The sequence below is a fragment of the Nocardia grenadensis NBRC 108939 genome (assembly GCF_001613445.1).
GTDB lineage: Bacteria > Actinomycetota > Actinomycetes > Mycobacteriales > Mycobacteriaceae > Nocardia > Nocardia grenadensis.
On record NZ_BDCJ01000009.1, the window covers coordinates 378948 to 391599 of the forward strand.

At 67.0% G+C, this 12652-nt stretch carries 10 protein-coding genes; 7 read left to right on the top strand and 3 right to left on the bottom strand.

Going from position 1 to position 12652, the window contains the following annotated elements:
* The first annotated feature begins 474 nt into the window (after positions 1 to 474).
* The 5 genes from adhE to NGR01S_RS11640 all read left to right on the top strand — a co-directional run bounded on the left by adhE (position 475) and on the right by NGR01S_RS11640 (position 7302).
* Positions 475 to 3135, top strand: a complete 2661-nt coding sequence (adhE, locus tag NGR01S_RS11620; protein ID WP_063036183.1) for a bifunctional acetaldehyde-CoA/alcohol dehydrogenase — start codon at positions 475 to 477, stop codon at positions 3133 to 3135.
* A 329-nt stretch (positions 3136 to 3464) separates the two neighbouring features.
* Complete coding sequence (locus NGR01S_RS11625) at positions 3465 to 3911, top strand: SRPBCC family protein (RefSeq protein WP_245664555.1); 447 nt, start codon at positions 3465 to 3467, stop codon at positions 3909 to 3911.
* Between the two features lie 325 nt (positions 3912 to 4236).
* Positions 4237 to 4545, top strand: coding sequence for a DUF6802 family protein (locus NGR01S_RS11630; protein WP_063036337.1), 309 nt, complete (start codon positions 4237 to 4239; stop codon positions 4543 to 4545).
* Between the two features lie 19 nt (positions 4546 to 4564).
* Entirely contained in the window at positions 4565 to 4873 is a 309-nt protein-coding gene (locus NGR01S_RS11635) for a substrate-binding domain-containing protein (protein WP_084480682.1), read from the top strand.
* A gap of 407 nt (positions 4874 to 5280) precedes the next feature.
* Positions 5281 to 7302, top strand: coding sequence for a polyprenyl synthetase family protein (locus tag NGR01S_RS11640; protein ID WP_218020757.1), 2022 nt, complete (start codon positions 5281 to 5283; stop codon positions 7300 to 7302).
* 66 nt (positions 7303 to 7368) lie between these two features.
* Here the strand turns inward: NGR01S_RS11640 and NGR01S_RS11645 are convergent, their stop codons facing one another.
* The 3 genes from NGR01S_RS11645 to NGR01S_RS11655 form a co-directional block, all read right to left on the bottom strand.
* Entirely contained in the window at positions 7369 to 8202 is an 834-nt protein-coding gene (locus NGR01S_RS11645) for an ABC transporter permease (RefSeq protein WP_063036186.1), read from the bottom strand.
* Positions 8199 to 8804 carry an ABC transporter ATP-binding protein gene (locus NGR01S_RS11650; RefSeq protein WP_063036187.1) on the bottom strand — a complete coding sequence of 202 codons (606 nt, stop codon included), beginning with the start codon at positions 8802 to 8804 and terminating at the stop codon, positions 8199 to 8201. The genes NGR01S_RS11645 and NGR01S_RS11650 overlap by 4 nt, the downstream gene beginning before the upstream one ends.
* A 211-nt stretch (positions 8805 to 9015) precedes the next feature.
* Entirely contained in the window at positions 9016 to 10698 is a 1683-nt protein-coding gene (locus NGR01S_RS11655) for a helix-turn-helix domain-containing protein (protein ID WP_063036188.1), read from the bottom strand.
* A gap of 122 nt (positions 10699 to 10820) precedes the next feature.
* Here NGR01S_RS11655 and NGR01S_RS11660 point away from each other — a divergent pair, with 122 nt between their 5' ends.
* Both NGR01S_RS11660 and NGR01S_RS11665 read left to right on the top strand, forming a co-directional pair.
* Positions 10821 to 11456 carry a flavin reductase family protein gene (locus NGR01S_RS11660; RefSeq protein WP_063036339.1) on the top strand — a complete coding sequence of 212 codons (636 nt, stop codon included), beginning with the start codon at positions 10821 to 10823 and terminating at the stop codon, positions 11454 to 11456.
* Between the two features lie 180 nt (positions 11457 to 11636).
* Complete coding sequence (locus tag NGR01S_RS11665) at positions 11637 to 12572, top strand: MBL fold metallo-hydrolase (protein WP_157107210.1); 936 nt, start codon at positions 11637 to 11639, stop codon at positions 12570 to 12572.
* Positions 12573 to 12652: the final 80 nt, after the last annotated feature.

Below are 12652 nucleotides of genomic sequence, written 5' to 3' on the forward strand. Positions count from 1 at the left end.
AACTTTGCTTCGATCAGAGTCGCCCACCACGCCCAACGGTGTCAATACTAAATTATTATTTATTTTGCCGAGTGGATCGGAAGGCCATCGCGGCAGCCACCCGTCGCAGGGATACCTCGACGAACGCCGAGTCGTGAGCGACCGGACGCGCCCTCATCGCGGCGGCTCACCGGTGGGTAATGACCCCGGCGGGTACCGCGGGTGCTGGAGTTCGACAACCTCGACAACGACGTCACTGTTCCGGTGCGCCTCGTCCGGCTGCGCCGACGGCCGCCGCGCCGCAGGGGAGGTCGTCGAGTTGATCGTGGCAACCGCCACCGGCCGCGAGCTGCCGGCGGAGGCACACCGCGTGGGTCGACGGCGTACACGAGCGACTCTTCGGAGGGCTGCCTGAACAACCTGTACCGGGAGTACTGTCACGAATATAAGCCTCGTCCACACCGAGAATCGACGGCATCTCCAGCGAGGAGAGTCATGAGCGAAACGCGGAGCGGCACCGAGTCCCGAGCTGTCGATCGCACCGGCGACGCGGCCACGGTGGAGCACATATCTGCCATCCCCGGTACCCCCGGGCGGCGCGATGAGATCGACGCGGTGGTCGACACCGCCGCGACCGCTGCGGAGGCATACCGCGCGCTCGACCAGCAGCAGGTCGACATGATCGTGGCGGCGATGGTGCGTGCCGGGATCCGGGCGGCTGCGGAACTTGCCGCAGTGGCCGTCGAGGAGACCGGGTTCGGCGTTTTCGAGGACAAGGTCGTCAAGAACTACGTGGCCACGGAGTTCCTCTACGACTATCTCAAGGACAAGAAGTCCGTGGGGGTGATCGAGGAGGATCTCGATCGCAGCATTGTCCGGGTCGCCGAACCGATCGGCGTCGTCCTGGCCATCACCCCGGTCACCAACCCCACCTCCACGGTGCTCTACAAGGCGATCGTTGCCGCCAAGACCCGCAATGCCGTCATCTTCCGGCCGTCGCCGTTGGCGGTGCGTTCATGCGAACGCACGGTCGAGACCCTGCGCACCGCGGCCGAAGCGGCGGGCATGCCGCCCGGTGCTCTTCAGGTCATCCCCGATGCTGCACACGACGTCACCCACTACCTGTTCGGACATCGCCGGGTCGATTTCATCTGGGTCACCGGTGGGCAGAAGATCGTCTCCCTCGCCAACGCCGCCGGAAAGCCCGCTCTCGGGGTGGGGCCCGGTAACGCCCCGATCTATCTGCACCGCACGGCCGATATCAAAGGCGCTGTCGTCGACATCCTGATCTCGAAGACCTTCGACGCGTCGGTGATCTGTCCCGCCGAACAGACCTGCATCGTCGATGACGAGATCTACGACGACACCGTCGCCGAATTCGAAAGAATGGGTGCTCACCTGCTCACCGACAAGGAAACAGAGGCGCTCGCCGATTTCGCTTTCGGCTGCGGCGACAAGGTGAACCTCGAAGCCCTCGGGCAGCAGGCACCCGAACTCGCCGCACGCGCCGGCTTCAGCGTCGACGAGTCGGTCAAGGTGCTACTGGCCCCCCTGCCGTCGGATCGCGAGCGGCTCGCCGCGCACCCGCTGGTGCAGGAGAAACTGATGCCTGTCCTGGGTCTTGTTCGGGCCCGCGATGTCCAGCACGCCATCGCAACTGCCGTTCTGGTCACCGAGCACGGCGGCCTCGGCCACACGTCCGCGGTCTACGCCCGGGACCAGACCGTCATCGACGCGTACGGGCTGGCCGTGCGCACCGGCCGGATCCTCGTGAACGCTCCCACCGCGGTCGGGGCGCTCGGCGGGATCTACAACAATCTGACCCCGACATTCTCCCTCGGGTGCGGCACGTGGGGTGGATCGAGCACCACCGAGAACGTCAACTACATGCAGTTGCTCAACATCAAGACCATTTCGCATCGGCGCACACCACCGCAGTGGTTCCGTGTGCCGTCCAACACTTTCTTCAATGCCGGCGCGCTGGAGAATCTGCGCGACGTCGCCTGCGCCGACGTGGTGGTGATCACCGACGCGATCGGCGAACAGCGGGGTGTCGTCGACGAACTACGCTGTCACCTGCGCGCCGCACACATCAAAGTGTTCAGCGAGGTCGAACCCGAACCGGACGAGGCCACCATTCGCCGCGGTGTCGCGCTGCTCACGGAGTTTCCTCCGGATCTCCTCGTCGCCATCGGCGGCGGCTCGGTGATCGACGCAGCCAAGGCGATCAGGCTGTTCTACGAGCACCCCGAGAAGGAACTCGAGGAACTGACCCTGCCGTTCCTCGACCCGCGCAAGCGGATGGCCGACTACCCGCAGGACCCCCACCGGCTCAGGCTGGTGGCCATACCCACGACCGCCGGGACGGGATCGGAGGTTTCGCCCGCGGCCGTCCTCACCGTCGCCGGCCGCAAGGAGACCCTGGTCGACTACTCGCTGGTGCCGGATATGGCGGTCGTGGACCCACTGCTCACGATATCCATGCCGCGCACTCTGACCGTCGACACCGGCATCGACGCGCTGACCCATGCGTTGGAGGCGGCCGCCTCGGTTTTCGCCTCGCCCTATACCGATGCCTTCTGTGTCCAGGCCGCGCGGTTGATCTTCGATGCGTTGCCGAGGGTGTACGACGATCCGCACGACCTGTCCGCGCGCACCGATATGTCCAATGCCGCCACACTCGCCGGGCTGGCGTTCTCGAACGCATTCGTCGGGACGAACCATGCGCTCGCGCATGCTGTCGGCGCCCGATTCGGCATCGCCCACGGCCGGGTGAACGGGGTGTTCCTGCCGCACACCCTGCGGTACAACGCGAGCGTGCCCACGAAGTTCATGCCGGCGCCGGGCTATTCGGCCTATGTCGCGCCGGATAAGTACGCCCAACTCGGGCGGATCGTGTTCGGCGGTCACGAACCCGCGGAGAGCCGCCGCCGGCTCTTCCAGGGCGTCGAGGACCTGCTGCGCCGGACGGGCGTGCCCAGCACGCTGCAGGAGATCGGCATTCCCGAAGACGAGTTTCTCGGGGCGCTACCCGAACTGGCGATGACCGCGTTTCGAGATCTCAGCAACCGCACCAACCCGCGAATGCCCCTGATCAGCGAGATCACCGATCTGCTCCGGGCCGGCTACTACGGGGAGCGTCGCGATTCAGGCTGACAGCGCCGACGGAATCCCATGGTTCGGCCACCTGGCCGGCCTGGCGAACTCTGCTGCCCACCTCGTCGGATGCCGTCCTCTGGCATTTCCCCGACCCGGGTCGAGCCGGCAGCGTCGTTCCGGCGTGACACGGCCACGGGAGTTCGAACGCGCGACGGCCCGAGCGCCGATCGGCCCGACGGCAGGGTACAAAGACTCCAGGCGACGCCGTGGTACGGGAGTACTGTCAGGAACAGATGCACCGGGAACGCCGCCACCTCCACCGTTAGGAGAGATCGTTCTCATGTCCGATACCGACATCGCATCAGAATCGGTGCGTGCCGCCGGGGATGGCTGCTGTGCCCACTGATAGTGCCACCGAAACCGTGCGCCTGCACGCGCCGGTGGCTCGGGTACTCGAGACCATCCGTGATCTGAAAAGCCAGCCGGAGTGGATTCCCGAGATCCCCGAAGCCGACGTGCTCGAGGTGGACGAGCAGACGGGCCTGCCGGTGACCGCACGGTTCAAGGCGTCGGCGACGGTCGGCACCGACACCTACACCTTGACCTATCGCCACCGCGGCGACGGTATGAGCTGGTCGATGGTGGAAGGCCGCATGCAGACCGGTCAAGAAGGCCGCTATCAGCTCGAAGAAGCCGGCCCGGACATCACCTCGGTCACCTACCAGCTGACTATCCACCACAACTTGCCGCTACCGGGCTTCATTCGCGGTCGGGTGATCAAAGGGCTGGTGAACAGCACACTCAACGGGTTGCGTACGCGAGTCGAAGCTTGAATCGGCGGGCCGCCGCATGCTGCGGCGCGCGACTGCCGCGGGGCGCGGCTCACCGGTGACCATGGAAATCGATTGATGCGGATCGCGGCAAGGGCACACATCAGCGAGCCGGCGCTGAACACCACCTATACGAGAACAGCGTCTCCATCGCGGCGGCATGCACCCCGATGAGCGCGGCATAAGGCCGGGAAGGCGCGGCGGGGTGATGCCCGACCACCGACAGCCCCGTTCCTGCCCGGGAACCGGGGTGCGCTGTACCGTCGGGGGATGGAAAGATGAACCGGAGGATATTCCCGCGGTCGACCATTGGAGCTCAGGAGAATCCATGCCTACATCAGGAGAATTCCCCGGCATCGGTATGCCGAGTTTCGATGCGTCCTCGTCTATGGACGGCCTGGGACCGGTGGAAATGGAATCACCCACCCAGGACCTGGTCGTTGACGGCATCCTCGACACCTTCGTCACCACCGGTCCCGATTCGACGAGTGTCTGGACCGATACCGACCTCGACGGTTATGCCGACCGGCTGAGCGTGGTGGAGCACGACGGCGATTACTCGGCGTGGGAATACCACCGCAATCCGGACGGGACGGGTGAGTGGCGGCAAACCGATCAGGGGCAAGTAGGGGAGTGATCGGGGTGCCGGTGAGCGTATTGCCGCCCGGCCCACCGGTGACCGGCCCGACGCCGCGCTCTGCGTCAACGACCTGCTCGCGATCGGTGTGCTGCAGGCCCTGACACTGCGCGGCATCGAGATACCCGGCGACGTCGCGCTGCTCGGCTACGACGATATCGACTTCGCTCCGGCGGGCGTCCCGCTCACCTGCATTCGTCGAACTCGGGCCGATATCGTCTCCGTCGCCGTCGACCTGCTGGTCGCCGCGGCCGATGATGGGGGATCACAACCCGAGCACGTCTGTTTCCGTCCATACCCGTTCGAGCGCGCCTCCACCGCCGCCTGAGCCGGTTCGACGGCGGACCCTCCTCCTCGGCCACTCGGTGACCGAGCGAATTCCGAGTGGTGGGACGACCGGCTCGCCGCCGACGGCCGGGCCGTCCCCACCACGGCGGTTGCGGGTCCCGGTCCGTGCGAAATCACCGTGGGACACCCGCAGTCCGGCCGTCGGCACCACAGCACTTCCGCAGCAGGCGAGGCCGTGCATATCGAGCGGGGACGTATCGGGCTGCACCGGGATGACCGGACCGGTGGCCGTTCCCGTAGTGCGGCGGGCACCACACCGCGTGACGGTCGCCGGATAGTTGCGGTGAACGTCGAAGTCGTTCGATACCAACATTTTTGCGGGAGCATGGTGACAGACTGACCGGCGGTGTTCGTAGATGACCGATCCAGCAAGTCAGGAGCGCGCTCGTGCCACGTGAAATCGACTCGGCTGTCTTTCCGCATCTGGAGGCGGACCTGAACCGCGTCCGCGACATTCTCGGGCCTGTTCGACTGGAGAACAGACCGGAACTGACCGCACTCACAGACGAAGGGCCGGGCACCTCGCGCCGTCTGGTCCGCCCGACTCTGACCCTACTGTCGTACTACCTGCTCACCGATCCCGAGATACCGGCGGTCGACCGGGCGGTGCGCGCCGCGGCCGCCGTGGAGATGATGCACCTGGGGTCGCTCTACCACGACGATGTCGTCGATCATGCGGACCAGCGCCGCGGTCGTCCCAGTGCCAACGCGGTGTGGGGATCGCATATGGCCGTATTGGGTGGGGACGCGGTGACGTTCTCGGGTCTGCGCATGCTGGCCGAACTCGGCCCGCGCGAGGTTCTCGCGGCGACCCTCGCGGGCGAGCAGATGTGTGCGGGCATGGTGATCGAGGCCGCCGACCTCTACGTTCCCTCCCGCAGCGAGCAGTCCTACCTGGACACGATCGACGGTAAAACCGCAGCGGTCCTGTCGCTGGCGTGCCGGGTGGGCGCGATGCAGGCCGGCCGCTCCGCGGACGAGGAAGAGGCGCTGGCGCTGTTCGGTCGGCACTTCGGACTGGCCTACCAGCTGTACGACGACATCCTCGATCTGACCTCGACCGCCGAGGAGATGGGCAAGGCCGTCAATGCGGATCTGCCCGAGGGTATCTACACACTTCCGGTGATCCGCGCGGCCGCCCACGACCGGGAGCTGGCCCGCCTGCTGCGCGGCAGAATGACCGGGGATCAAGCTGCTCGGGCCCGACAACTGGTCATCGCCTCCGGTGCCGTCGACGAAGCCCGGGCCGTGGCCGAGGATTTCCTCGACGAGGCCGCCGGCCGACTCGCCGACCTGTCCGTTCCCTCGGACGCCCGCCGAGCGATGACCGCCTACATCCGGTCGATCCTCGACCGGCGCCCTTCTCGCCCCGCGGTCTCCCAACTCATGACGCGGCCTTCCGAGGCTCCGGTCGACGACCTTCCACCGCGGGTCGCGGAATGGTTGACGAGCTGGTTGGTCGATACCGGCCTCGCTGTCTCTGCGGCCGAGGCGGACTATCACCGGTGGACCGGAGCGATCCGGAGCCGGGCACGAATTCTGGCCCCGGCGGCGGACACCTACCGCGAACAGACCGCCTACGGTATGGCCGTGCTGGCCCTTGTGTGGGACGACCTCTTCGAGGATCCGCAGCTGACCGATCCGGACGATGTGACCGCACTGCGGCGGGGCATGGTGGCGACACTGCGCCAGGACCCGGAGACGCCGTGGCGGTCCGGCGCGATTCCCACGGCGTGGGCGAGCTTGTGGCCGCGCCTGCGCGCGGGCCGCACCGCCCGCTGGCAGGAGCGGTTCCTCGACGGTGTCGAGGAGTGGTTCGAAGCCGCCGAACGCGAGGCACACCATCGCATCGACGGCCATATTCCCGCCACCGCCGACTACCTGCCACTGCGGATGTCCACCAGTGGGGTGGAGACCGCCATTGCCGTCATGGAGATGTATCACGACCGGGAGCTGCCCGGGAAAGTGCGCAACCACCCCGTTATTCGCCGTCTCGAGGAACTCGGTTTCTGGGTGACCTTCGTGGAGAACGACCTGGTGGGGTTGGCGCAGGACGAAGCCGACCGAGTCCCCTACAACCTGGTCAGGGCGGTCCGCCACGAGACGGGCTGCACCCGCGGCGAAGCCGTCGAGCAGGTGCGGCGGCAGGTCGCCGAGCATCGCGCCCAGTTCGAGTCGGCGATCCGCTACGTTCCCACGCTCTTCCGCGTACTTCCCGGTCTTTCGGGCCGCGGGAAGGACTACGCGGAGATGTACGGAAGTATGGCGAGAATGGGGCTCTGGGGGCGGGAAAGCGACAGGTACGCCACGACGTCGAAGGTGGGGGCGACCTCCGCGACGCCGGACCTGGAACGCTTGCGTCGTGAGGTCTACTACCGGACAACCGAACCGGCTCCTGCCGTACTGTAGCTCCCGCGGCCGCAAGGAACCTTCGTCCCGGGCTGTCCGCCGATACGGCCCGCCCGGGACACGCGTTCAACGTTTCGCCGGCTGTCCGGACTTCGCCGGCCCGCGGGTGCGGCGTCCGGAGATATGGATCCACCTCGTCGGACCCAGGGACGAGCGGGTGCGCAGATGGAAAGCGACCAGTCCGGCAAGGGCGCTCGCGGTGAACCAGACCAATTGCACGGCGAAACCCGCGAAGAGTGTGGTGTCGGCGAAACCGGCAGCCGTCGAGGCCTGCATCGCACCATAGGAGGGCAGCCAGCGTACGAATTCGCTGTCCGCGCCGCTGCTGGCGATCGGGTTCTGTACAGCCATGTCGAAACAGCTGATCATCGCTATGGCGAACATACCCTCCACTTCGCGGCGGAGCAGTGCGCCGAGGGCGACACCCAGCGCTCCATAGGTCATCGCCGCGCAGAACAGGGCCGCAGCGAGCTGGACAGGCCGTTGTGGCGACCAGTAACAGCAGATCACAGCGGTGGCATAGACACAGACCCCCAACGAGGCCACCACCAGGCAGGCGATTTTCGCCAAAGCCAGTGCCACCCGGGGGAATCCGGCCATCGATAGCCGCCGGTCGAAGGCTCCGCTACTGAAAGTCGCCGCGAACATCATGAACCCGATGATCAATGAGACCGCGGTGAGGGCGCCGCTGATCTGGGCGAGCTCGTTGCCGTCGGCGCGCAGCACCAGACCGGTGTCCCGAAGTCGGAACGGTACCTCGATATCGGTGACGGCCACGCGCACCAGAGTGATCAGAACGGGAACGAAGACGGCCACCAACACCATGGCGAACCGGTTACGCGCGTGTTCGACGAGGCCGTAGCGGGTAGCGATCAGGAACAGCCGTACACCGCCGCTCATCCGGCTGTCTCCTGCCTGGTCCGGAGGACCCCCTCATGCAACCGCCACACCTGGTCCAGCTTGTCGGTGTCGTGCGCCAGATGCGAGACGACCAGCACCGACCGGCCGGTGTCCCGGAATTCCGCGACCAGATCCCAGAAGCGCAGGTATGTCTCCCAGTCGAAACCCTGATACGGCTCGTCGAGCAGCAGCACCTGCGGATCGTGCATCACCGCGAGCGTGAGGTTGAGCTTCTGTCGGGTGCCGCCGCTCAGCGTGCCGACGGGCTCACCGGCATACTCGGAGAAGCGCAGGATTTCCATGGTCTGCTCGGCCCGCCGCAGGTCCGGGACGGCGTAGGCCGCGGCGAAGAAGTCCAGGTGCTGGCGCACTGTGAACGCATCGTTCAGCACCACCTGCTGCGGGCAGTAACCGAACCGGGCGCGGTGCCGGACCGTCCCGCGGTCCGGCCGCAGCTCTCCGGAGAGTACTTTCAACAATGTCGATTTGCCGACGCCGTTCTCGCCGACGATTCCTACCAGCGCCCCGGCGGGCAATACGATGTCGATGCCACGCAACACCGACCGCCTGCCGTACGAATGGTGGACGTCCTCCACTTCCATCAACGCCCCTTGTCTTCCGCTGACGTAGTGGCCGGTTTGCCGCACGAATGCTATCAATCAACCGTCGGTGCGACGGCGAAATCCACTTCCGCGCAAGGGATATGCGTCCGAAACCGACTACGGAGGCGTGGCTTCCGCCGAAATGGGAGCGTATTCACGACACTCGGCGCTCGCGCGGAGTCCGCGTGACAGCGTAGCCCGCTACATCCGGTCAGCGGAGACGAGGATTCGAACGGCCGCGTTGTGGCTTACGTGCGGCTTCGTCGTTCACCTGGTCCTGCCGATCGTCGGGTACGAGGGAGCGGATGGCTGCTCGGGAGCCGATCATCAATTTGTGCAGTACGGAGGCCATTTGAGCGTCGACAGTCTTGGAGGAGCTGCCGCGCCGCACCACGATGGCAGTGTTGGTCCACCCCGCTGCGGCGAGTACGGCGACCTCCTGCTCGGCCGTCGACAGTTGCTGCCACGGGGAGGGGCGGCTGCGCCGGATCGGATGTTCGACGGGCAACTTGTCCATGGACAGGTTGCCCAACGCCAGCTGCGTCACTTCGCCGAGCTCTGGCCGCGACAGCGCACCTTCCCGCTCCGCCTCCGCGAAGGCGTCGTCGTTCAGTATTCTCCGGGCGGTGTCCGCGGCGAATTCGGTTTCGGTGGCGAACGGGCCGAGGTGGACGATATCGACGCCCAGGCCTTCGCGGAGCGTGGCACCGCCGCCGAGCAGGCGTGCGATATCGCGTGCCCGGGCCGTCACGGCCGGCTCGTCGTCGGCGGCGACCAGGCGGGCCAGCGTCCATGCCTGGATGTGCACGGCCCACACCGCGCTCCACCGGTCGCGCATCGCGAGTTGATCGGACAATGTCGCGCGCCCCACGGCGAGCGCCTCGCCCGCGTCGCCGTGTTTACTCGATGCGATCGCCCATGCCAGCCTCGCCCAGCAGATCGCCCACTGGGCACCGGAGCGCTCGGCGTTGCGGAGGTGGGCGCGGCAGGTGTCCAGTGCTTGGCCGGCGGGGCCGAAGAATGCGGCGGCCAGCGCTTCGAACAGTTCGCTCATCGCGGCGCCGCCCGCGTCTCCCTCGGCGGTGAAACGTGCCCGCGCCCGGGCCAGGACGGCGATCGCCCGCGGATCGCGGCGGATCAGCATCAGTTCGGCACCTCGGGCGTATTCGACCGCGGCGGACAGCCCCAGATCGACATCGGGTTCCGCGCGCCAGCGCACTCGGTCCGCGGCGTCGGGCACGCAGCGGGCGACGCATTCGTCGAGCATGCGCTCGGCCTCGCGGGGCAGTCCTTGGCACAGGCTGATCCAGGCGATCAGTGACATCGCCCCGACCTCCAGCGGCACCGGCTCGGGGTCCAGGTCCCGGGTTGCCGAGAGCGCGCGCTCGGCCCACCGGCGTGGCTCCCGCAACGAGCCCGCGAAGAACGGGATACGCAAGGCGATGAGCTCGGCGGCGATCTCGAGCCCGACCGCAGCCTCGCCCGGCGTGGCGATACTGCTCTCCATGGCCGATTGGAGGTTGTCCCAGGCCACGCGCGCCCAATCGAGCAGTGCCTGCTCGTCGGGCCCGAACCAGCCGGCTCGGGAAAGCTGCTGCCTCGACCGACGGCAACCCTTTCCACCGATCTCCCTGCAGCGCGGAGGTCGGCTTTCGATCTCCCTGGGCCCGGCCGGTATGGCCGGCGGTTCTCGCCGGCTCACCACGCGTTCCGTGGTGCGGTTCGCGACCGCGCTCGGTGGGAACCCCTCGATTCCGCCGCGTCGCAGCCGCTGACCACCGACGAATCGAGAATCGCCGGATAGGTAGAAAGGGCACATCGGCAGATCGTTGTCGGCCACGGGTGCGATGAGGCGCATCGCGCCGATGGCCCACGCCGAGGTGGGATCGGGCAAGGACTACCTCGGTCACGGCAGGTGGACCCCGTATACGGTGGAGCATGTTGCGCACCGCCGTCCCGGCCCGGACCTTGCCGATACGGCGGTGCCGGCGAGTACTGCTGGAAGGAAGTGGCCGTATGCGCACCGGTATCGATCCCGACGTGGTGGGGTACGGCGACTTCTACAAGGTGCTGACCAGTGTTGTCGTCCCCCGCCCGATTGCCTGGGTGTCGACCCGGTCGGGCACAGGAGTCGACAACCTGGCCCCGCACTCCTTCTTCACGGTCTCGTGTGTCGCGCCGCCGATGGTGCAATTCACCTCGGTGGGCAGGAAGGACTCGCTGCGCAATGTGCTCGAGACCGGTGAGTTCGTCGTCTGCCTGGCCACCGAGTCGATGTTCGAGCAGGTGAATGCCACCGGTACGGATTTCCCCGCCGAGCTCTCGGAGTTCACCGAGGTCGGGCTGACACCGGAGCCCAGTGCGACCGTGGCGCCACCGCGGGTCGCGGAGTCCCCGGTCGCACTGGAGTGCCGCCTCGAACACACCGTGGAGCTCGGTGACTCGACAGTGGTGATCGGCCGGGTCCTGCATGCCGCGGTCGATGCCGATGTGGTCCGTACGGATGCCCGTGGTAACAGCCTCCCCGCGATCGACCGGCTGCGCCCACTCGCGCGTCTGGGTCGCAACGAATGGTCGACGATCGGTGCGGTACTGGACATCGCCCGCATTCCCTATGCGCGGTGGCCGGGCCGTCCCGACCGCGAAAGCTGAGGCCTCGGCGGGCGGCGGCTCGGTACCACCCGCCCACCGTGATCGGCCGCCGGCGCGGATCTGCTCGCATCGGAGAACTCCGGTCCCGCACGGGGTAGCGAGCGCGTCGAGAAATACGATGGCCGTGTAACTTGCCTCGCGCTATCGCAGCGAGGTCCTCACCGGACACCCTCCGAGGGGGTGAGAAACAACGCTATGAACGGCGTCGACGACATCACGCCCGCCGAGGCACGCCTGCACAGCACGCCGAAGCTCCGTTCGGTTCACCTCGGCGATATCCGGGTCAGCTATGTCCATGACGGATGGGTGCAGCTCGACCCCACATTGTGGCTGCCGGACAGTTCGGCCGAGTACTGGGCTCACCACCCTCGGTACCTCGACGACGAAGGCTACCTTCGGGCCGGTATGGGAGGACTGCTCGTAGAGACACCGGACGGCACCGTACTGATCGATGCCGGTTTCGGGCCCCGTCGGATACCGGCCGATCCGGCCGTGCCTCGAATCGGCGCCACCACGGGCGGGTCCTTCCCGGCGAGCCTGGCAGCGCTGGGTGTCAGCCCTGATCAAGTCGATGTACTGGCGTTCACCCACCTACACCTCGACCACATCGGATGGGTTTGCGCCCGCGATCCCGCGACCGGACGAACGCCGTTCGCCCGCGCACGAGCGGTAACAACCGCCGCCGAATGGCACCACGGTACCTCCGACGCACACGGCCCTTTCGAAGAGACGATGAGGGCGCTGCGTCCTCGACTCGAGCTCGTCGAGGACGCCGGCGAGTTCTTTCCCGGAATCACGTTGATCTCCGCACCGGGGCATTCGGCCGGCCACGCGGTCTACGAGATCGCCTCGGGGGGCCGGCGTCTGCTCGCTTTCGGGGATCTGTTCCACTCGCCGGTGCAGATCGAGAACCCGCACTGGTCCGCACAGCCGGATATCGATACCGTGCTGAGCACTCGAAGCCGCCACGCGATTCTCCAGCGCCTCGTCCAGGACAACACGCTGGGATTCGGAATACATTTCGCCGACGTCGCTTTCGGTCGCGTCGTGGTGGGCGAAGAGGGAGGCTGTCGTTGGCAGCCCGTCGCCACACAGGTGGTCGACGCGGTCCGGTGACCGCCCTCTCTGGTCCGCGGTCGGCGTCTCCGGCTCGGACCGAGGCGGAAGGCGTGGTCGTCGTCGCGGTGCCCGGGCGG